The sequence below is a fragment of the Streptomyces nanhaiensis genome, assembly GCF_046614825.1.
Lineage (GTDB): Bacteria > Actinomycetota > Actinomycetes > Streptomycetales > Streptomycetaceae > Streptomyces > Streptomyces radiopugnans.
Genome location: NZ_JBKJFM010000045.1, coordinates 17,038 through 36,980, shown reverse-complemented (window position 1 = coordinate 36,980; position 19,943 = coordinate 17,038). Strand labels below are relative to the sequence as shown.

The following is a 19,943-nucleotide window of genomic DNA, read 5'->3' as shown; positions in this document are numbered from 1 at the left end:
GCGCCGCGCGAGACGTAGCGGCGCAGCAGCAGCCGTGCGCCGCGGCGCGGCGCCAGACGGTGGGCGGCGGGGATGTGGCCCAGGCCGGCCCGCCCCACGCGGGGCAGCACCCTGGCCAGGACGGCGGCGCCCGCCCGCCCGACGGCCCGGTCGTCCAGGTGTGCGGGCAGTACGGCCACCAGCAGCAGGGGCGCCCGGTGGATCCCGGCCAGGCGTACGGCGTCGTCGACGACGGCGATGTCGTCGAGGCGGTCGGTGAGGACGGCGGCGATCGGTCGGGGCGGGAGGTACGGCATGGTCACGGCGGATCCGCCTTCCTGCGCGGAAACGGGCGTACGACCCAAGGATCACCCGAAGAGAGAAGCGCGTCAATAATTACGCGAAAAATTCTTCGCTAATTGTGTAGCGCCCTTCCAGGGGTGACGCACGAAGCGCGGATCGTACGATGGAGGCATGACCGCCTCCCCCTCCCGCGGCGACCGGTGGACCTTCCTCACCAACCACGCCCGCGTACTCCTGCACATCGCCCGCGACCCCGAGGTCCGGCTGCGGGACGTCGCGGCGTCCATCGGCATCACCGAGCGCGCGACCCAGGCGATCGTCGCCGACCTGGAGGCCTCCGGATACCTCAGCCGCACCCGGGTCGGCAGGCGCAACCGCTACACGATCGATCCCACCGTCGCCCTCCGCCACCCCTCGGAGGCCGACCACCCCGTCGGCGACCTGCTCGACACCTTCCTCCACCGCGAGGACCCCCCGGCCGCCCCCGCCTCCCGGGACGCCGCGGCCCGGGAGGGGGAGAGGCGGGAGGTCTCCGGCGCCTGAGGGTCTGGCGGTCCTGAGCGTCCGAGGGCCCGGTCCCGGAGCCCGGTCCCGGAGCCCAGTCCTGGAGTCCAGCCCCGGAGCCCAGTTCCGGAGCCCAGTTCCGGAGTCCGGGCCCCGGCGCTCACCGCGGCAGGACCTCCACGTACGCGGCCGGCCCGCGCTCGGGCGCGGTCATCAGGGCGGTGCGCACCACGGCGGCCTGCTGCGCGGGCCGGTCGCGGAGCGCGGCCGCGGTGACGTGGACGACCGTGATGCCCTGGCCCCGCAGCCGCTCGCGTTTGCGGGCGTACGCCGGCGGGCGTGTGCTCCCTTCCGCGCCCGCGCCCCCCTGCGTGCCCGTGCCGTCGCGGAGGTCGATCTCGACGGCCACGGCCTGCTCCGGCCAGTAGGCGTCCACACCGCCGAGGTGGTGGCCGCCGGGCAGCCGGAGGTCGACGTTCCAGCAGGGGTCGGGCAGGCCGTGGGCGCGGACCAGGCCGTACAGCAGGCTCTCGGCCAACGACCGGCTCTCGGCCAGCAGCGCGTCCACGGCGTCCGCCAGGTGCGGGCGGCCCAGCAGCCGCGCCCGTACCAGCTCGCGGACGACGGCCCGTGCCTCGCAGTGGCCGCCGCGCACCGCCTCGGTCAGCATCCGGCACACCGCCACCGCGTCGCCGGTCCGGGCGGCGGTGTCGGCCAGGGCCCGGGGCACGGGTGCCACGGGCAGGCCGGTGACCTCCTCGGCCGCGGGGAGGGAGCGGGTGCGCACCACGCGGGCGCAGCCGGCCGGACGCAGCCGCCGGGTGTGCGGCACCAGTACGTCGATGTGCTCCAGGGCGGACAGCGGGGGTGTGGAGGAGAAGCCGTGCAGGGCGAGCGCGGCGGGCCCGGTGATCACAGCCTGTGCGCCGCGGACGGCGGTAGGGGCGGCCGGGCCCGGGGAGGCCTGCCCGGGTACGCGCTCCGCCCCCGCCGCGTACAGCAGCACCGCGTGCAGCCGTTCCTCGCCGGTCGGCGGCCCGGGGTGCAGCAGGTAGACGCCGGGCAGCGGCATCTGCCAGGGGCCGCCCGGCCGGCAGCGCTCGTCGGCGGCGGCCGCCGACACGCCGCGCTCGCGCAGCGTGCGGGCCGTCACCACCCGGCGGCGTACGTGCGACAGGCGGCGGACGGTGCGGGGGGACACGGGGGTGTCGTGGCTCATGTCCCCGCGATTCCCGCCCGCGTTCCGCCCGCCAACCTCTGTTACACGCCTGTCGACGAACGCGGACACGCCCGTCCTAAAGTACGGGCGTTCGAACGCCGATCAGCTCGCCGCCGCATGGGCGGCCGCGTCGCAGCGCTGCGCCCGCAGGGCCCGCGCCATGTCGTCGCGGGCCTCCAGCACCAGGCGCCGCAGCGCGGGCGCGGCGTCCTCGTGCGCGGCCAGCCAGGTGTCCGTCTCCGCCAGCACGGCCCGGTTGTCCTGGAGCGCCGGGAACAGGCCGCGGACGACCGACATGCCGATCTCGATGGAGCGCTCGGCCCACACCCGCTCGATCGCCTCGAAGTACCGCGGCGCGTACGGCGCCAGCAGCTCCCGCTGCCCCGGCTGGTCGAAGCCCGAGATGGTCGCCTCCACCAGCGCGTTGGACAGGCGGTCGGAGTCCACCACGTCCGTCCACGCCCGCGCCTTGACCTCGGCCGACGGCCGCGCGGCCAGGCAGCGCACCTGGTGCCGCTTGCCGGAGGCGGTGTCGTCGCGGGCCAGTTCGGCCGCCAGCCGCCCCTCGTCGGCCAGCCCCTGGGAGGCCAGCGCCTCCAGGAAGGTCCAGCGCAGCTCCTGGTCGACCTCCAGCCCGTCGATGCGGCCCGTCCCCTCCAGCAGCCCGTCCAGCATCCGCAGGTCGTGCTCGTCGTGCGCTACCGACGCGAAGAACCGCGCCCACGCGAGCTGGTGGTCGCCGCCCGGCTCGGCCTGCCGCAGATGCCGCAGCGCGCCGTGGGCGAGCAGCCGTGCGCCCTCCTCGCGCCACTCGGGCGCGACGTAGTGCACCAGGGCGGTGTGCGCCCAGGCGTGCAGCATCTGCACCACGCCGATGTCGGACTCCCGGCCGCCGAAGCGCAGCACCAGGTCGAGGAAGTCGCGGGCGGGCATCAGCGCGTCGCGCGTGAGGTTCCACAGGGCCGACCAGCACAGCGCGCGGGCCAGGTTGTCGGTGACCGAGTCCAGGTGGGAGCGGAGGGTGTCCAGGGAGGCCTCGTCGAAGCGGACCTTGCAGTACGTCAGGTCGTCGTCGTTGACGATGATCAGCTCGGGGCGCTCGGCGCCCACCAGCTCCTCCACGACCGTCCGCACGCCGGTGACGTCCACCTCCGCGCGGGCGTAGCGCTCCAGCGCGCCCCCCGCGTTCCGCCGCCGGTACAGCCCGACCGCCACCCGGTGCGGGCGCAGCACCGGGTACTCCCCGGCCGCCTCCTGGACGACCGCCAGTTCGGTGATCCGGCCGGCGGAGTCGTATACGGCCTGCGGGGTGAGGGAGTTGACCCCGGCGGTCTGCAGCCAGGCCCGCGCCCACTCGCCCATGTCCCGCCCGGAGGTCTCCTCCAGCACCGACAGCAGGTGCTCCAGCCGCGTGTTGCCCCACTCGTGGCGCTTGAAGTAGCGCCGCGCGCCCTCCAGGAAGGCGTCGCGCCCCACGTACGCAACCAGCTGCTTGAGGACGGAGGCGCCCTTGGCGTAGGTGATGCCGTCGAAGTTGAGCTTGGCGTCCTCCAGGTCCCGGATGTCGGCGGTGATCGGATGGGTGGAGGGGAGCTGGTCGGCGCGGTAGGCCCACGACTTGCGGCGGTTGGCGAAGGTGATCCAGCCGTCGGTGAAGCGGGTGGCCTCCACCATCGAGAAGGAGCCCATGAAGTCGGCGAAGGACTCCTTGAGCCACAGGTCGTCCCACCACTCCATGGTGACCAGGTCGCCGAACCACATGTGCGCCATCTCGTGCAGGATGACGTTGGCGCGCCCCTCGTAGGAGGCGTCGGTCACCTTGCCGCGGAAGACGAACTCCTCGCGGAAGGTCACACAGCCCGGGTTCTCCATCGCGCCGAGGTTGTACTCGGGCACGAACGCCTGGTCGTACTTGCCGAACGGGTACGGGTAGTCGAAGTGGTCGTGGAAGAAGTCCAGGCCCTGCTTGGTGACCTCGAAGACGTTCTCGGCGTCGAAGTGGCGGGCCAGCCCCCTGCGGCACAGCGCCCCCAGCGGGATCACCAGTTCGCCGCCGCCGGGCAGTTCGCGCCGGTAGACGTCGGTGACGTGGTGGTAGGGGCCGGCCACGACGGTGGTGATGTACGTCGAGATCGGCTTCGTCACCTCGAAGCGCCAGACGGCCGCGTCCTCCCCGGCCGGCTCCGGCTCGCCGGTGCGCGCGCCGTTGCTCAGCACCGTCCACCGCGCGGGGGCGGTGACGGTGAAGGCGAAGGGCGCCTTCAGGTCGGGCTGCTCGAAGTTGGCGAACACCCGGCGGGCGTCGGCCGGTTCGTACTGGGTGTAGAGGTAGGTCTCGCCGTCCTCGGGGTCGACGAAGTGGTGCATCCCCTCGCCGGTGCGGCTGTACGCGCACCAGGCGTCCACGGTCAGGGTGTTCTCGGCCTCCAGGGAGTCCAGCGCGACGCGCGTGCCGTCGAACACCTTGTCCGCGTTCAGCTCGCGGCCGTTGAGCGTCACCGAGGCGACCGCCGGGGCCAGCAGGTCGGCGAAGGTGGAGGCGCCCGGCTCGGCGCAGCGGAAGCGGATCGTGGTGGTGGAGCGGAAGGTGCGCGGGCCGTCCCCGGGGTGGGGCCCGACCGCGGAGCGCAGGTCGAGCGCGACGTCGTACCCGTCCACGGTCAGCAGCCGGGCGCGCTCCCGGGCCTCGTCACGGGTCAGATTCTCACCGGGCACGGCGTGACTCCCTCGTCTCGCGTCTCGACAACGAAGGCCAGGATTTCATGCGCCCGCGCACCGGCGCGCGGGCGGTCGACCGGTCGGTCGGACGGGCCGGGGGGCGGGGCGGAGGGGCGGGGGAGGAGGCGGGGCGGGAATCACCGCACGGCTCCCGGGCGTTCCCGTTGGGCACCCCGGCGGCCGTCCGCGCGACGGCCGCCGTCCGTGCGAGCCCGCCCGCGGGAAGACGACCCGCACGACCCGTACGACCCGTACGACGAGGAGATCCGCATGCCCGAGACGCCCGAGACCGCGAGCAGGACCCCGGCCGACTTCTGGTTCGATCCCATCTGCCCGTGGGCCTGGATGACCTCCCGCTGGATGCTGGAGGTGGAGAAGGTCCGCCCGGTCGAGGTGCGCTGGCACGTGATGAGCCTGTCGGTGCTCAACGAGAACCGGCTGGACGAGCTGCCGCAGCAGTACGTCGACCTGATGGAGGCCGGCTGGGGCCCGGTGCGCGTGCTGACCGCCGCCGAGCAGAAGCACGGCCCCGAGGTGCTCGGCCCGCTCTACACCGCCCTGGGCACCCGCTTCCACAACCGGGGCCTGCCCAACGAGCGCGCCACGATCGTGGACGCCCTGAAGGAGGCCGGTCTCCCCGAGGACCTGGCGGACGCGGCGGACACGGACGCCTACGACGAGCGGCTGCGCGCCTCGCACGAGGAGGGCATCGGCCTGGTCGGCCAGGAGGTCGGCACGCCGGTGATCGCCGTACCGGGCCCGGACGGGAGGCAGACCGCTTTCTTCGGGCCGGTCGTCACCCCGGCGCCCAAGGGCGAGGCCGCGGCCAGGCTGTGGGACGGCACGCTGATGGTGGCCTCCACCCCCGGCTTCTTCGAGCTGAAGCGGACCCGTACGGAGGACCCGAGGTTCGACTGAGCCTCCGCGCCCCCTTCCCGCCCCCGTCCCCGTCCGCCTGGGGGCCTTCCGTACCGCCTTCCGCCGGTGATCCGCGGGCGGCGCGGAGGGCACCGTACGGCCTCCCCGCCCCGCCGCGCATCGCGCGCGGTTCGCGCACAACCCGTGTGCGGCGGGGCGGGGCGGACGGCAGCGGCGCATCCGGGGGCGTACGCGGGCGCGGCGGCTATCCCTCGCGCGCCGCCTCGGCGGCCCTCGCCGCGGCCCGCCGCTGCCGCACCAGTCCGGCCGCCGACAGGGCCAGGGTGAGTCCGGCGGTGAAGGCCAGCTGGGTGCGGGTGTCGCCCTCGCGCAGCATCAGCAGCAGCACCGCGGCCACCCCCGCCAGCGACAGCCAGGTCAGTGCGGGGAACAGCCACATGCGCACCACCAGCCGCTCCGGCGCCTCCCGCTCCAGCCTGCGGCGGGTGATCAGCTGGGAGACGGCGATGAAGCCCCACACCACCAGCACGGCGGCGCCCACCATGTTCAGCAGCCAGGCGAAGACGGTGTCGGGCCACCAGAAGCTCAGCAGCACGGCGAAGAAGCCGAAGGCGGCCGAGGCGAACACCGTCCGGCGCGGCACCCCGCCGCTGACCCGCCCCAGGAAGGCCGGGCCCTCGCCCCGGGCGACCAGGGAGTACGCCATCCGCGAGGCGCCGTAGATGTTGGCGTTCATGGCCGACAGCAGGGCGACCAGCACCACCACGTTCATGACCTGGGCGGCGGCCGGGACGCCGATGTGGCCCAGCACGGCGGCGTACGGGCCGGCGAGCACCGACTCGTCGTCCCAGGGGATCAGTGTGACGATCACCGCGATCGAGCCGACGTAGAAGACGGCGATGCGCCACATCGCCGTGCGCACGGCCCTGGCCACGCCCCGCACCGGGTCCCGCGACTCGGCCGCGGCGATGGTCACCGTCTCCAGTCCGCCGTAGGCGAAGACCGAGGCCAGCAGGCCGACGACCAGTCCCTCCGTGCCGTTGGGCAGGAAGCCGCCCTGCCCGGTGAGGTTGTCCAGGCCGGGGGAGGGGGTGCCGGGCAGCAGGCCGAGGACGGCCACCAGGCCCAGGACGATGAAGAGGACGATCGCGGCGACCTTCAGGGCGGCGAACCAGAACTCGTACTCGCCGAAGTTCCGCACGGCCAGCAGGTTGCTGCCGGTGAAAGCCGCCATGAAGACGGCGACCCACAGCCACTGCGGCGTGCCCGGGAGCCAGCCCGCCATGATCGTCGCAGCGCCCAGCGCCTCCACGGCGACGGCCACGCACAGCAGCACCCAGAAGATCCACCCGGCGGTGAAGCCGGCCCACGGGCCGATGGCGCGCTCGGCGTGCACGGAGAAGGAGCCGGAGGCGGGGTGGGCGGCGGACATCTCGCCGAGCATCCGCATCACCAGCATCACCAGCAGCCCGGAGGCGGCGTAGGCCAGGACGATGGACGGGCCCGCGGCGGCGATGCCCGCACCGGAGCCGACGAAGAGGCCGGCGCCGATCACACCGCCGAGGGCGATCATCGACAGATGGCGCTGCTTGAGGCCGTGGGAGAGGGCGGAGTGCTCGGTGCCGCCCGCCTCCCGGCGGGGGGAGGCGGTGGTCTTCAGATCGGGCGTGCCGGACATGGGGAAGGTGCCGTCCAGGGGGTCGGGGGGAAGCGGAGTAGTTGGTTCCGCACCCGGTCAGTGTGGGCGCCCGACCCGGCCCGCGGCAACGCCACTCGCCCCTCTGTCCGATATCCGGACGCCTTGGTCACTCCGCGTGCACATCGGCGGCGCATGCCGGCCGTGCCCTCGCCGGCATCCCGCGGGGCCGGGGGGAAGCGGCTCCGGCCGGGGCGCGCGACCGCCCTCCAGCCGTCCTCCAGTGGCCTCCCACAAGCTGGACCAGCCCTTCTTTGTCGCCAATCTCACGGGGGCTCCGGGGCTAACGTCGGTTAACGTCGGGGCGTCCCCCGAAGTCCTCACGAGACCGGAGCCGTGATGAGCACCTCTGCCACCGCCACAGCCACCGTCCGCCCGGGCGCCGTCCTCGCCGACGTCCTGCCCGCCTCCACCGCGGCCCGCGCCCGCCTGCGCGACGCGGCGCTGGTCCTCGGCGGCGCCGCGCTCACCGGTGTGGCCGCGCAGTTCGCCGTCCCCGTGCCGGGCTCGCCCGTACCCGTCACCGGCCAGACCTTCGCCGCCCTGCTCCTGGGCGCCGGCCTGGGGCCGCGCCGCGCCCTGGCCTCCATGGGCCTGTACGCCGCCGCGGGCGTGGCCGGGATGCCGTGGTTTGCCGAGGGCACCTCCGGCGCCGCGATGCCCTCCTTCGGCTACATCATCGGCATGCTGCTGGCCGCCGTCGCCGTCGGCGCCCTGGCCCGCCGCGGCGGGGACCGCGGCGTGCTGCGCACCGCCGGGACCATGGCCGTGGGCACCGCGATCATCTACGCCGTCGGCGTCCCCTACCTGGCGCTGGCCACGGGCATGTCCGCCGGCCAGGCCGTCGCGGCCGGCCTGGTGCCCTTCCTGATCGGTGACGCGCTCAAGGCGGCACTGGCCATGGGAGCCCTCCCCGCGGCCTGGAAGCTGGTCGGTCGCAAGTCCTGAGCCGGCCCTGAATAGACTTCCGTCCCATGCGCGTGTACCTCGGCTCCGACCATGCCGGCTACGAACTGAAGAACCACCTCGTCCAGTGGCTGAAGGAGGCCGGGCACGAGCCCGTCGACTGCGGCCCGCACATCTACGACGCGGCTGACGACTACCCGCCCTTCTGCCTGCGCGCCGCGGAGCAGACCGCCGACGACGAGGACTCCCTGGGCATCGTCATCGGCGGCTCGGGCAACGGCGAGGCCATCGCCGCCAACAAGGTCAAGGGGGTGCGGGCCGCACTGGCGTGGAGCGTGGAGACCGCCAGGCTGGGCCGGGAGCACAACGACGCCAACGTCATCAGCGTCGGCGCCCGGATGCACACCACCGAGGAGGCCGTCTCCTTCGTGCAGGCCTTCCTCGACACCCCCTTCTCCGGCGACGAGCGGCACATCCGCCGCATCGACATGCTCTCGTCGTACGAGCGGACCGGGGCCCTCCCGCCCGTCCCCGCCCACCACCCGCAGCAGGACTGAACCCCGCGAGGACTGACCCGCACCCGTGCCAGAAGGCCACACCATCCACCGGCTGGCCGCCGACCTCGAGGAGAGGTTCGGCGGCCGGCCCGTCCGGGCCTCCAGCCCCCAGGGCCGCTTCGAGGGCGGGGCCGCCCTCGTCGACGGCCGGACGATGGGCGGCGCCGACGCCCACGGCAAGCACCTCTTCCTCGGCTTCCCCCGTTTCGAGGGGGAGGACGGCGACGGCGGCGAATGGATCCACATCCACCTCGGCCTGTACGGCTCCTTCGCCCTCGGCCGGGGAGCGCCCCCCGCCCCCGTCGGGCAGATACGCCTGCGCCTGGCCACCGCCGAGGCGCCCCCGGCCTACGCCGACCTGCGCGGCCCCAACACCTGCGAACTGCTCACCGGAGCCGAGAAGGACGCGGTCACCGGCCGTCTGGGCCCCGACCCGCTGCGCGCCGACGCCGACCCCGAGCGGGCCTGGGCGCGGATATCCCGCAGCCGCACCACGCTCGCCGCGCTGCTGATGGACCAGAAGGTCGTCGCGGGCGTCGGCAACGTCTACCGCGCCGAGGTCCTCTTCCGGCACAACATCGACCCCTACCGGGCGGGCAGGGACATCACCCGGGCCGAGTGGGAGGCGGTATGGGCGGACCTGGCCGGGCTGATGCGCGAGGGCGTGCGCCACAACCGCATCGACACCGTACGGCCCGAGCACACCCCCGAGGCCATGGGCCGCCCGCCGCGCGTGGACGACCACGGCGGCGAGGTGTACGTCTACCGCCGGGCCGGGATGCCCTGCCACGTCTGCGGCCAGGAGATCCGCACCGCACCGCTCGCCGCCCGCAACCTGTTCTGGTGTCCCGGCTGCCAGAAGCCCTGACCCGCCGCCGGGCCCGCCGGGTGCTCCGCGTCCGCCGGGCCCGCCGGGTGCGCCCGGGCCGTCAGAAGCCGTGCGGCAGCCACGGCGCGACGGGCCAGGCGAACGCGGTCGCGGCCCCGGCCAGCGCCCCGGGACGCAGCTCCCGCACCCGTCCGGCGCCCGCCAGCGCGGCCAGGGACGTCCCGCCCAGATAGGCCTCGCCCAACTCCCTCGGCCCCAGGGCCAGTTCGGCGGCGTCACCGGTGCGCTCACAGGACGCGCCCGAGCCGTCGCCGGTCAGCCGCCAGCGCCCCGTGTTCCAGGGGCAGAAGGGGTCCTCCACCTCCAGCACCACGTCCACCGGCGCCGCGTAGCGGCGGGCCGCCAGCGCCGCGCCCACCTCCACCGGGCGCAGGTGCAGCAGATCGCGCAGGAGGAGCCCGCACCGCCGGACGTCGCTGACCATGTGGAGCAGCGGATCGTCCACCGGACGGGACTTCGCCTCCACCGCCGAGGTCAGGTCGATCCCGAACAGGAAGCGCCACAGCGCCGCGTACGCCACCGGGTCCAGGGCCTCCAGGTCGTGCACCACCACCGTGCCCCTCGGCCCGGCCGCGTCCCACTCCGGCTTGACGGCGTAGCGGGCGTATCCGCGCAGCCCGCCGTCCGCCTCGGCCAGCACGCAGCGCAGCGCCGACGCGCCCTCCCGCCAGCCCTCGGGATCCAGTACGCCCTGCCGCTCCCAGCCCGGACGACGCTCCAGCATGCCGGGCCGGGAAGGCACCCGGCGGGCGTAGAGCGCCTCGCACTCCTCCAGCGCCGCGACCGGATCGGCGCTCCGCAGCCGGACCCCGTCCGTACCCGGCGGCACCTCCAGACGCACCCTGGCGGTGTCGATCCGCGCGCGCACGTGGCGGGCAGCGACGCCGTACCCGAAGCGTCCGTAGATCGCCGGCTCCGAGGCGGTCAGCACCGCCAGCGGCTCCCCGGCCGCCCGCACGTCGTCCAACTGCCGCCGCATCATGGCGGTCAGGATGCCGCGCCGCCGGTGCGTGGCGGCCACGCTGACCATCGACAGCCCTCCGGTGGGCACGATCGCGCCGCCGGGCACCGACATGCGGAAGGAGAGCGTGCCGGCCGTGCCGACGATCTCCTCCCCGTCCCGGACGGCGATCGACCGCTCGAACTCCGTCAGCTCCCGCCACAGCGCCCGGGCCTCGGGCGGCTCGGACTCGCCGAAGGCGAGTTCGAGCTTCCCGTACCAGTCGTCCCACTCCCCGGGGCGCAGCGTCCGCAGATCCGTACTCGTCATGCGACCATCCCTATCAGGCGGGTGGAGGCGGGGCGACTGGTTATCGAACACCGTTTCAGGTCCGCCATGCCGGGAATCGACGGACCCCCGAACGGGTGGATAAGGTCCCTGACATGGCAGGTCGCACGGGCAAGACCCCTCCCGCGCCCCGGTTGTACCAGGCCCGCAAGGCCGTCCACCGGGTCCGCACCGTCCTGCGCCGCTCCGCCGTCGACTACTTCCGAGGCGAGGGGTCCGACTGGATCGCCTTCGCGGCCCTGCTCGCCACCGTCCCCGCCCTCGCCTACGCCACCGCCGCCGAGCCGCTGTGGTTCGCGCCCGAGGCCCTGGTGCTGCCGGTGATCGCGGGCGGCCTGCTGCTGCGCCCGGCCAGCCTGCTGGTCCTGTACGCCGCCGCGGCCGGCGCCCTGATCGTGGAGGCCACCGTGCTCGGCCCGTACACGGCCGGGCCCGGCCGCGTCACGCCGGGGACGGTCCTGGTGGTGGGCGCGGTCGGGCTCTCCGGGCTGCTGATCGCCCAGTTCCGCAGCCGGGTCGGCGTCCCATGGCGGCGCGGCAACACCATGCTGTTCGACCTGCGCGAGCGCATCCGCGTCCAGAGCAAGCTGCCGAAGCTGCCCGCGGGCTGGCACCGGGAGATGGCGCTGCGCCCGGCGGGCGGGCAGTCCTTCTCCGGCGACTTCGTCGTCGCCACCCTCACCGGGCCCGACCGCCGCACCCTGGAGGCCGTCCTCACCGACGTCTCCGGCAAGGGCATGGACGCGGGCTCCCGCGCGCTGCTGCTGTCCGGCGCCTTCGGCGGGCTGCTGGGCTCCCTGCCCCCGCACGCGTTCCTCCCGGCCGCCAACGACTACCTGCTGCGCCAGGACTGGCAGGAGGGGTTCGCGACCTCCGTCCACCTCGTCCTCGACCTCGACAGCGGCGACTACGAGCTGTTCTCCGCGGGCCACGTCCCGGCCCTCCAGCTCAACGCGGGCAGCGGCCGCTGGGAGGAGAAGAACGCCGACGGACCGCTCCTGGGCGTCTACGACGGCGCCCGGTTCGACGCGGTCAAGGGCAGCCTGCGCCCGGGCGACGTCCTGATGCTCTTCACCGACGGACTGGTGGAGACCGCAGACCGGGAGCTGGCCGAGGGCATCGACCGGCTGACGGGAGAGGCCGACCGCTATGTCGTCGCCGGCTTCGAGGGAGCGGCCTGGCACCTGATCGAGGCCGTCGCCCGCGACGTCAACGACGACCGGGCCCTGCTGCTGATCCGCCGTGACTGACGGCGCGGCGACGGCCGGTACCGACGGCACGGCCGGGGCGCCGGGCGGGGCCCTGCGGTGGCCGGTCACCGAGGCGGAGGCGGTGGCCGAGCAGGAGCGGATCCGGGCCGCGGCCGACCCGGTCGGCCCGGGACCGGCGCCGGGGCGGGCACGCCGCGTCGCCGGGGTCGACGTCACCTACGACGAGGACAGCGACCTGCTGGTCGCGGCGGCCGTCGTGCTGGACGCGGAGAGCCTGGAGGTCCTGGAGGAGGCGGTCCACACCGGCCGCAGCCGCTTCCCGTACATCCCCGGGCTGCTCGCCTTCCGCGAGCTGCCGCCGGTGCTGGCCGCACTGGAGAAGCTCGGTACGCCACCCGATCTGGTGGTCTGCGACGGTTACGGCTACGCGCACCCCCGGAGGGCCGGGCTGGCGGTGCACCTGGGCGTACTGACCGGGCTGCCGTGCTTCGGGGTCGCCAAGTCGCCCTTCGTCTTCGACCACACCGAGCCGGGGCCGCGGCGAGGCGACGCCTCACCGCTGCTGGACCGGCGGTCCGTCCCGCCCGAGACCGTGGGCCGCGCGCTGCGCACCCAGCCCGGCGTCAGGCCGGTGTTCGTCTCCGCCGGCCACGGGATCGGCCTGGACCACGCCTGCGCCCACACCCTGCGCCTCGCCCCGCGCTACCGGCTGCCGGAGACGACGCGCGGCGCCGACGGACTCAGCCGCAGGGTCCTGAGGGAGATCAGGGAGGGCCTGCGGGAGCCGTACGGCGCCGCGGAGTGACGAGCCCCGTGCGGGGCGGTCAGCGCGATCCGGCCGTCTCGGCCGTCCTGGCCGCCCCGGCGGACTCGGCGGACTCGGCCGTCCCGGCGGACCCTGCCGGTCCGCCGGTGCGCTGCCGGGCCGCCTCGGCGGCGTCCCGCTTGAAGAGCCAGTCCATCCTGGGCTCCATCGCGAACCGGAACGTCCGCCGCACCGGCGAGCTGCACAGCACGGCCGCCAGGGCCGCGGCGCCGATCGTCAGCACGACGATGCCGGCCGGCGTGGTGATCCACGGGAACGCGTCGTACCACCCGAAGATCCGCGAGGCCTGCACCAGGAAGCCGTGCAGCAGGTAGGCGTACAGCGTCCCCGCGCCCAGCGCGGTGAACCACATGTGGCGCCGGGGGACCCAGGCGAAGAAGCAGGCGGACAGCACCAGCGAGCAGGCGAACATCGCAAGGTTCATGGCGACGCCGATCCACCAGGGCACGCCGAGTTCCTGACCACTGCTGTTGTGGTAGAACCACTCGAAGTTCATCCGGGGCCCCGACCAGTACGCGAAGACCAGCGCCGCGGCGGCCACGGGCACGCTCAGCAGCCGCGCCCCGCGCTGCCGCACGCGCTCGAAGTGCTCGGGCCGCAGGCAGAGTCCGAGCACGAAGAACGGCAGGAGCTGCAGCACCCGCTGGAGGTCCAGGTCGTTGCCGATGTCGGGTGAGGCGGAGGCCAGCAGGGCGATGCCCAGGGCTATCGGCAGGGGACGGCGCAGCGTCTTCCACAGCGGGGTCGTCAGCCGCCACACGAACAGCGCGATCAGGAACCAGGTCAGGTACCAGGGATCGAGCAGGCTCACGGGGTGGTCCGGGGAGTCCGCCGCCTTCCTGAACAGGCTGTAGGCGGTCTCGAAGATCAGGTACGGCACGAGTACGCCGGTCACCAGCCGCCGCACCCGGCCCGGGCGCATGTCGAAGCTGCGGGAGAAGTAGCCGGAGACGATGATGAAGGCCGGCATGTGGAAGGCGTACACGAAGTTGTAGGCCGCCAGCACCGCCCGCGAGTCGTCGATCACGGGCCGCCAGGCGTGCCCCACCACGACCAGCGCGATCGCCAGGAACTTGGCGTTGTCGAAGAACGCGTCCCGCTGCTTGGCTCCTCCCGCTCCGCTTCCCTGCCCGGTCCGGACGGCCTCCGGTGCGGAGGGCGCGGACGGCGCGGACTGTGCGGTCGCGCCGGGTCTTGCGGGAGGGAGCGGGGAGCGCTCATGGCCGACGTGGAACATCTGCCGCACCTTAGTGGGAATCCATCCGGAGGTAAATCCGGGGAGGTCTCACCGCCCCCGGCACGGGGAATTGCGGCCGGTGCCCCCCGGGCGGCGGGCAGACAGGAGACTCTTTGGTTGTATGTCCGTTAAGTTCCATTGGATCTGAATTTCCTTCCGGTCATGTCGGACTTGTCCCCCGAGGGGGGTCCTTCCTTCCCGCGGGGTGTTTCCCCGTGCGGCGCGGGCCGCGGCGTCACCGAATTCCGGCGGTGAAGTTATTGGGAATGTTCTCGGCAGGCCCGATCCGAAACACGGGTGTGTGCTGCACCGATCCGGCCGGTGCCCGGTGGGGCGCGCCGGCCGGCCCGGTCCGCTGACACGCCCGGGGCCCGCCGATCCTCCACCTGTCTCCACTGGCGCGGCAGTTGGTGGCACGATGGTCACGCCGGGGACGCGGTGGAGGGTCCCCGGGCCGGCGCGGCCGGCGCAGAGGCGTTGCGACCGAGGGTGTGATCAGTTGTGGCCATTTCACTGTCTGTGGTGCTGCTCTTGGCGATCATCATGGTCGTTCTCATGCGCAGCGGCTCGCTGAAGGCGGGGCCCGCGCTCGTCGCGATCCTCTTCGGCTTCTTCCTGGCCTCCACGGGCATCGCTCCGTCGATCAACCGCTTCCTCGACTCGCTCGCCGAGTCGATCAACCAGATCACTTTCTGAGCCGCGCCCCGGACGGCAGCCCCGCCCGGGGCGCGGAAAAAGCGGGAAAAGAGCTGGACAAAGAGCGCGAATGCGGAGAACGGCCCGGTCCTCACCGAGGACCGGGCCGTTCTCCGCATGGAGCGGGCGACGGGAATCGAACCCGCGTAGCCAGTTTGGAAGACTGGGGCTCTACCATTGAGCTACGCCCGCAGCGCCGCCGTCGTCCACGGGGCAGGCAGATCATACAGATCGCAGCCGGCCGACCGTGAACCGTGTGCGGCACGCTCCGCATCGTACGGCATGTACTCTACGTGTCGCACGGACGGGGTGTGGCGCAGCTTGGTAGCGCGTCCGCTTTGGGAGCGGAAGGCCGTCGGTTCGAATCCGGCCACCCCGACCACGTACTATGAAAGACGCGCCTGTCTGTGTCGTGTCTGCGTGCGGGGCGCCTCACAAGAAGTACGAAGTCCCAGCAGTCAGCCCCCAAGGAGACCGACCGTGAAGAGCGCCGTGGAGACCCTGAACCCCACCCGGGTTCGGCTCACTGTCGAGGTGCCCTTCGAGGAGCTCAAGCCCAGCCTCGACGCGGCGTACAAGAAGATCAACCAGCAGGTCACCGTGCCCGGCTTCCGCAAGGGCAAGGTCCCCGCCCGGGTGATCGACCAGCGGTTCGGCCGGGGTGCGGTCCTGGAGGAGGCCGTCAACGACGCGCTTCCCAAGCTCTACCAGGACGCCGTCGAAGAGGGTGAGCTGAGCCCGCTCGGCCAGCCCGAGGTCGACATCACCGAGCTCAAGGACAACGAGCTCCTGGCGTTCACCGCCGAGGTGGACGTCCGCCCCTCCATCGAGATCCCCGACTACTCCGGCATCGAGGTCACCGTCGACGCCGTCGAGGTCACCGACGAGGACGTGGAGAAGTCGGTCGAGCAGCTCCGCGAGCGCTTCGCCTCCACCACCGTCGTCGAGCGCCCCGCCGCCGAGGGCGACGTGGTCAAGATCGACCTGGAGGCCAGGGTCGACGGCGAGGTCCTGGAGGACGGCGTCGCCAAGGGCATCGACTACACCATCGGCTCCGGCGAGCTGCTGGACGGCATCGACGAGGCCGTCACCGGCCTGGAGGCCGGCGGTTCCGCGACCTTCACCTCCGAGCTCAAGGGCGGTTCCGCCGCGGGCCGCGAGGCCGAGGTCAAGGTGGACGTCACCTCCGTCTCCGCCCGCGAACTGCCCGAGCTGGACGACGACTTCGCCCAGCTCGCCAGCGAGTTCGACACCCTTGAGGAGCTGCGTGCCGACAGCCGCAAGCGCCTGGAGCGGATGAAGAAGTACGACCAGGCCACCCAGGCCCAGGAGAAGGTGCTCGACGAGCTGATCTCCCTGGTCGAGGTCCCGATCCCGGAGAAGCTCCTCCAGGACGAGATCAACACCCGCAAGCACAACCTGGTCAACCACCAGCTCGCGCAGCTCGGCATGGACCTCGCGACCTACCTGAAGATGCAGGAGAAGTCCGAGGAGGAGTTCGAGACCGAGCTCAAGGAGCAGGCGGAGAAGGGCATCCGGACCCAGTTCATCCTCGATGAGCTGGTCAGCAAGGAGAAGCTGAACGTCAACCAGGAGGAGCTCACCGAGCACCTCATGCGGCGCGCCCAGTCCTCCGGCATGAGCCCCGACCAGTTCGCCCAGGCCGTCGTCGAGGGCGGCCAGGTGCCGATGCTCGTCGGCGAGGTCGCCCGCGGCAAGGCGCTCGCGGTCGTCGTCGAGGCCGCCAAGGTCACCGACACCAACGGCGAGACCGTCTCCATGGAGGACGAGGAGGACGAGGAGTCCGCCGAGGCCGCCGACGCCTCCTCCGAGTCCGCTGCCGAGTCCGCCGGTGAGTCCGCCGAGCAGGGCGGCGAGAAGTCCGAGGGCTGATCCGCGGGGCCCCGCCCCACGACCGGCCGAACGGGCCCGCACGCGACACCGCGTGCGGGCCCGTTCGCGTACGGCGGAACACGCCGACCTCACCTGCGGGAACGCTCCCTGCGCTAACAGCGAACAGTTCTCGGACCGGGATGGCGCAGTCGGACCCGCGCGTTAGGGTCCAAGTACAGACGAAGACCCCAGAGACGGCCCTGCGGCAGACGCGGCCGTCCGTATACGAGCAGGTGGACACGTGACGCTTCCGATGCCTTCCGCCGCCACCGAGCCGACCATCGGTGGCCTCGGCGACCAGGTCTACAACCGGCTGCTCAACGAGCGGATCATCTTCCTCGGCCAGCCGGTCGACGACGACATCGCCAACAAGATCACCGCTCAGCTGCTCCTCCTGGCCGCTGACCCGGACAAGGACATCTACCTCTACATCAACAGCCCGGGCGGTTCGATCACGGCCGGCATGGCGATCTACGACACCATGCAGTACATCAAGAACGACGTGGTGACCATCGCCATGGGCCTGGCCGCGTCCATGGGCCAGTTCCTGCTGAGCGCGGGCACCCCCGGCAAGCGCTTCGCCCTGCCGAACGCGGAGATCCTCATCCACCAGCCCTCCGCGGGCCTGGCGGGCTCGGCCTCGGACATCAAGATCCACGCCGAGCAGCTGCTGCGCACCAAGAAGAAGATGACGAGGCTGTCCGCGCTGCACACCGGCCAGAGCGAGGAGCAGTGGACCCGCGACGCCGACCGCGACCGCTGGTTCACCGCCCAGGAGGCCAAGGAGTACGGCCTGATCGACGAGGTCTACGGCTCCGCCACGCAGCTTCCGGGCGGCGGCGGTACGGGCGCGTGAGCGCCTGACGTCCCGCAGCTCGACACCGCAGCCAGTCCATCTCTCCAGAACGGTGTACAGCCACATGAACAGTCAGCACAGCTTCCCCGGGGCCGGGGGCCACGACCGCCTCGAGGCCCGCTACACCGGGCCGTCGGCCGAGTCCCGCTACGTCGTTCCGCGCTTCGTGGAGCGCACCTCGCAGGGCGTGCGGGAGTACGACCCGTACGCGAAGCTCTTCGAGGAGCGCGTGATCTTCCTCGGCGTGCAGATCGACGACGCCTCCGCCAACGACGTCATGGCGCAGCTGCTGTGCCTGGAGTCGATGGACCCCGACCGCGACATCTCGGTCTACATCAACAGCCCCGGCGGCTCCTTCACGGCGCTGACGGCCATCTACGACACGATGCAGTTCGTCAAGCCGGACATCCAGACCGTCTGCATGGGCCAGGCCGCCTCCGCCGCGGCCGTGCTGCTCGCCGCCGGTACCCCCGGCAAGCGGATGGCGCTGCCCAACGCGCGGATCCTGATCCACCAGCCGTACAGCGAGACCGGCCGCGGCCAGGTCTCCGACCTGGAGATCGCCGCCAACGAGGTGCAGCGGATGCGCACCCAGCTGGAGGAGATGCTCGCCAAGCACTCCGACAAGCCGATCGAGCAGATCAGCCAGGACATCGAGCGCGACAAGATCCTCACCGCCGAGGAGTCGCTGGAGTACGGCCTGATCGACCAGATCATCTCCACCCGCAAGACCTCGGTGGGGCTGGGCTGAGTCCGCGGATTCTCCCGAACATTTCCGCCCCCCTCGGGTCGAGTCGGTCCGAGGGGGGCCCATTCAGGGGGCCGGGCAAGGTACCGTCATAGGGGGTCCGGGGGCCGCCCCCGCCAAGGCCCAGAGCAAGCACCCGGGTTCGCGGAACTCGACGGATCCCAGGCGAAGGAGAAGCACCTCGTGGCACGCATCGGTGACGGCGGCGATCTGCTCAAGTGCTCGTTCTGCGGCAAGAGCCAGAAGCAGGTGAAGAAGCTCATCGCGGGGCCGGGCGTCTACATCTGCGACGAGTGCATCGACCTCTGCAACGAGATCATCGAGGAAGAGCTCGCCGACACCTCCGAGATGCGCTGGGACGAACTGCCCAAGCCGCGTGAGATCTACGAGTTCCTCGAGGGGTACGTCGTCGGCCAGGAGGCAGCCAAGAAGGCCCTCTCCGTCGCCGTCTACAACCACTACAAGCGGGTACAGGCGGGCGAGAACGGCGGCTCGCAGGGCCGTGACGACGGCATCGAGCTGGCCAAGTCCAACATTCTGCTGCTGGGTCCCACCGGTTCCGGCAAGACGCTGCTGGCGCAGACCCTCGCCCGGATGCTGAACGTCCCCTTCGCCATCGCCGACGCCACCGCCCTGACCGAGGCCGGCTACGTGGGCGAGGACGTCGAGAACATCCTGCTGAAGCTGATCCAGGCCGCCGACTACGACGTCAAGAAGGCCGAGACCGGGATCATCTACATCGACGAGATCGACAAGGTCGCCCGCAAGAGCGAGAACCCGTCGATCACCCGCGACGTCTCCGGCGAGGGCGTGCAGCAGGCGCTGCTGAAGATCCTGGAGGGCACCACCGCCTCCGTGCCGCCGCAGGGCGGGCGCAAGCACCCCCACCAGGAGTTCATCCAGATCGACACCACGAACGTGCTGTTCATCGTGGGCGGCGCCTTCGCCGGGCTGGAGAAGATCATCGAGTCCCGGGCGGGTGCCAAGGGCATCGGTTTCGGCGCGACGATCCGCTCCAAGCGCGAGATCGAGGCCAGCAACCAGTTCGAGGACGTCATGCCCGAGGACCTGGTCAAGTTCGGCATGATCCCGGAGTTCATCGGCCGTCTGCCGGTCATCACCTCCGTCCACAACCTCGACCGCGAGGCCCTGCTGAAGATCCTGGTCGAGCCGCGCAACGCGCTGGTGAAGCAGTACCAGCGGCTGTTCGAGCTCGACGGCGTGGAGCTGGACTTCGACCGCCCGGCACTGGAGGCCATCGCCGACCAGGCGATCCTGCGGGGCACCGGGGCGCGCGGTCTGCGCGCGATCATGGAGGAGGTCCTGATGTCGGTGATGTACGAGGTGCCCTCGCGCAAGGACGTGGCGCGCGTGGTGATCACCGAGGACGTCGTCCACTCCAACGTCAACCCCACCCTGGTGCCCCGCTCCCGCGGCGAGCGCGAGCAGGGCCAGGGGCCGCGCGAGAAGAGCGCGTAGCGCGGACGCGCGGCACGCGCGCATGCGGCGGGGGCCGCCCGGAATCCCTCCGGACGGCC

Annotated in this window: 17 protein-coding genes, 2 tRNA genes and 1 pseudogene; 13 read left to right on the top strand and 7 right to left on the bottom strand. The window is 72.5% G+C overall.

What is annotated here, in order from left to right:
- Positions 1–302 (bottom strand): annotated as a pseudogene (locus tag ACLIYP_RS12995) (hypothetical protein); the annotation flags it as partial.
- Positions 303–453: 151 nt separating this feature from the next.
- Between ACLIYP_RS12995 and ACLIYP_RS12990 the strand changes: the two are divergent.
- Complete coding sequence (locus ACLIYP_RS12990; protein WP_412713301.1) at positions 454–825, top strand: helix-turn-helix transcriptional regulator; 372 nt, start codon at positions 454–456, stop codon at positions 823–825.
- A gap of 121 nt (positions 826–946) precedes the next feature.
- Here the strand turns inward: ACLIYP_RS12990 and ACLIYP_RS12985 are convergent, their stop codons facing one another.
- Entirely contained in the window at positions 947–2,005 is a 1,059-nt protein-coding gene (locus tag ACLIYP_RS12985; protein ID WP_412713300.1) for a hypothetical protein, read from the bottom strand.
- Positions 2,006–2,107: 102 nt separating this feature from the next.
- A complete protein-coding gene (gene pepN, locus ACLIYP_RS12980; protein WP_412713299.1) occupies positions 2,108–4,720 on the bottom strand; it encodes an aminopeptidase N in 2,613 nt (870 codons plus the stop codon).
- Between the two features lie 273 nt (positions 4,721–4,993).
- On the opposite strand from pepN, the gene ACLIYP_RS12975 reads away from it, so the two are divergent.
- A complete protein-coding gene (locus ACLIYP_RS12975) occupies positions 4,994–5,641 on the top strand; it encodes a mycothiol-dependent nitroreductase Rv2466c family protein (protein WP_412713302.1) in 648 nt (215 codons plus the stop codon).
- Positions 5,642–5,846: 205 nt separating this feature from the next.
- Here the strand turns inward: ACLIYP_RS12975 and ACLIYP_RS12970 are convergent, their stop codons facing one another.
- Positions 5,847–7,280, bottom strand: a complete 1,434-nt coding sequence (locus ACLIYP_RS12970) for an amino acid permease (protein ID WP_412713298.1) — start codon at positions 7,278–7,280, stop codon at positions 5,847–5,849.
- 357 nt (positions 7,281–7,637) lie between these two features.
- On the opposite strand from ACLIYP_RS12970, the gene ACLIYP_RS12965 reads away from it, so the two are divergent.
- The 3 genes from ACLIYP_RS12965 to ACLIYP_RS12955 are packed head-to-tail and all read left to right on the top strand — an operon-like array spanning position 7,638 to position 9,629.
- Positions 7,638–8,246, top strand: coding sequence for a biotin transporter BioY (locus ACLIYP_RS12965; RefSeq protein ID WP_412713297.1), 609 nt, complete (start codon positions 7,638–7,640; stop codon positions 8,244–8,246).
- Between the two features lie 26 nt (positions 8,247–8,272).
- A complete protein-coding gene (locus ACLIYP_RS12960) occupies positions 8,273–8,761 on the top strand; it encodes a ribose-5-phosphate isomerase (protein ID WP_412713296.1) in 489 nt (162 codons plus the stop codon).
- Between the two features lie 25 nt (positions 8,762–8,786).
- Positions 8,787–9,629, top strand: a complete 843-nt coding sequence (locus tag ACLIYP_RS12955) for an Fpg/Nei family DNA glycosylase (RefSeq protein ID WP_412713295.1) — start codon at positions 8,787–8,789, stop codon at positions 9,627–9,629.
- Between the two features lie 61 nt (positions 9,630–9,690).
- Here the strand turns inward: ACLIYP_RS12955 and ACLIYP_RS12950 are convergent, their stop codons facing one another.
- Positions 9,691–10,920 (bottom strand): GNAT family N-acetyltransferase, encoded by a 1,230-nt coding sequence (locus ACLIYP_RS12950; RefSeq protein ID WP_412713294.1) that lies wholly within the window; start codon positions 10,918–10,920, stop codon positions 9,691–9,693.
- Between the two features lie 113 nt (positions 10,921–11,033).
- Between ACLIYP_RS12950 and ACLIYP_RS12945 the strand changes: the two genes are divergently transcribed.
- A complete protein-coding gene (locus ACLIYP_RS12945) occupies positions 11,034–12,188 on the top strand; it encodes a PP2C family protein-serine/threonine phosphatase (RefSeq protein WP_412713293.1) in 1,155 nt (384 codons plus the stop codon).
- The gene (locus tag ACLIYP_RS12940; protein ID WP_412713292.1) at positions 12,181–12,954 is read left to right on the top strand and encodes an endonuclease V; all 774 of its coding nucleotides are present in this window, start codon (positions 12,181–12,183) and stop codon (positions 12,952–12,954) included. Before ACLIYP_RS12945 ends, ACLIYP_RS12940 begins: the two co-directional genes overlap by 8 nt.
- Positions 12,955–12,973: 19 nt before the next feature.
- Here ACLIYP_RS12940 and ACLIYP_RS12935 read toward each other — a convergent pair whose 3' ends face one another.
- The gene (locus ACLIYP_RS12935) at positions 12,974–14,212 is read right to left on the bottom strand and encodes an acyltransferase family protein (RefSeq protein WP_412713291.1); all 1,239 of its coding nucleotides are present in this window, start codon (positions 14,210–14,212) and stop codon (positions 12,974–12,976) included.
- A gap of 501 nt (positions 14,213–14,713) precedes the next feature.
- On the opposite strand from ACLIYP_RS12935, the gene ACLIYP_RS12930 reads away from it, so the two are divergent.
- Complete coding sequence (locus ACLIYP_RS12930) at positions 14,714–14,908, top strand: hypothetical protein (protein ID WP_093654442.1); 195 nt, start codon at positions 14,714–14,716, stop codon at positions 14,906–14,908.
- 118 nt (positions 14,909–15,026) lie between these two features.
- On the opposite strand, the gene ACLIYP_RS12925 is transcribed toward ACLIYP_RS12930, so the two are convergent.
- Positions 15,027–15,100, bottom strand: a tRNA-Gly gene (locus tag ACLIYP_RS12925).
- Positions 15,101–15,213: 113 nt separating this feature from the next.
- Here ACLIYP_RS12925 and ACLIYP_RS12920 point away from each other — a divergent pair.
- From ACLIYP_RS12920 to clpX, 5 genes are all read left to right on the top strand, one after another.
- Positions 15,214–15,290 (top strand) — tRNA-Pro (locus ACLIYP_RS12920).
- Positions 15,291–15,388: 98 nt separating this feature from the next.
- Positions 15,389–16,801: a trigger factor gene (gene tig, locus ACLIYP_RS12915; RefSeq protein WP_412713290.1), complete on the top strand. Its 1,413-nt coding sequence runs from the start codon at positions 15,389–15,391 to the stop codon at positions 16,799–16,801.
- Positions 16,802–17,054: 253 nt separating this feature from the next.
- Complete coding sequence (locus ACLIYP_RS12910; protein ID WP_177213868.1) at positions 17,055–17,657, top strand: ATP-dependent Clp protease proteolytic subunit; 603 nt, start codon at positions 17,055–17,057, stop codon at positions 17,655–17,657.
- A gap of 64 nt (positions 17,658–17,721) precedes the next feature.
- Entirely contained in the window at positions 17,722–18,408 is a 687-nt protein-coding gene (locus tag ACLIYP_RS12905; RefSeq protein WP_412713289.1) for an ATP-dependent Clp protease proteolytic subunit, read from the top strand.
- Between the two features lie 180 nt (positions 18,409–18,588).
- Positions 18,589–19,884: an ATP-dependent Clp protease ATP-binding subunit ClpX gene (clpX, locus tag ACLIYP_RS12900; RefSeq protein ID WP_093654456.1), complete on the top strand. Its 1,296-nt coding sequence runs from the start codon at positions 18,589–18,591 to the stop codon at positions 19,882–19,884.
- The last annotated feature ends 59 nt before the right edge of the window (positions 19,885–19,943 follow it).

Excerpts from the sequence above, each read along its gene's own strand:
- ACLIYP_RS12960 (WP_412713296.1), top strand. The coding sequence starts at position 8,273 with ATGCGCGTGTACCTCGGCTCCGACCATGCCGGCTACGAACTGAAGAAC.
- ACLIYP_RS12985 (WP_412713300.1), bottom strand. The coding sequence starts at position 2,005 with ATGAGCCACGACACCCCCGTGTCCCCCCGCACCGTCCGCCGCCTGTCG.
- ACLIYP_RS12990 (WP_412713301.1), top strand. The coding sequence starts at position 454 with ATGACCGCCTCCCCCTCCCGCGGCGACCGGTGGACCTTCCTCACCAAC.
- ACLIYP_RS12905 (WP_412713289.1), top strand. The coding sequence starts at position 17,722 with ATGAACAGTCAGCACAGCTTCCCCGGGGCCGGGGGCCACGACCGCCTC.
- ACLIYP_RS12950 (WP_412713294.1), bottom strand. The coding sequence starts at position 10,920 with ATGACGAGTACGGATCTGCGGACGCTGCGCCCCGGGGAGTGGGACGAC.
- ACLIYP_RS12970 (WP_412713298.1), bottom strand. The coding sequence starts at position 7,280 with ATGTCCGGCACGCCCGATCTGAAGACCACCGCCTCCCCCCGCCGGGAG.
- ACLIYP_RS12910 (WP_177213868.1), top strand. The coding sequence starts at position 17,055 with ATGCCTTCCGCCGCCACCGAGCCGACCATCGGTGGCCTCGGCGACCAG.
- ACLIYP_RS12965 (WP_412713297.1), top strand. The coding sequence starts at position 7,638 with ATGAGCACCTCTGCCACCGCCACAGCCACCGTCCGCCCGGGCGCCGTC.
- ACLIYP_RS12945 (WP_412713293.1), top strand. The coding sequence starts at position 11,034 with ATGGCAGGTCGCACGGGCAAGACCCCTCCCGCGCCCCGGTTGTACCAG.
- ACLIYP_RS12935 (WP_412713291.1), bottom strand. The coding sequence starts at position 14,212 with ATGTTCCACGTCGGCCATGAGCGCTCCCCGCTCCCTCCCGCAAGACCC.
- ACLIYP_RS12975 (WP_412713302.1), top strand. The coding sequence starts at position 4,994 with ATGCCCGAGACGCCCGAGACCGCGAGCAGGACCCCGGCCGACTTCTGG.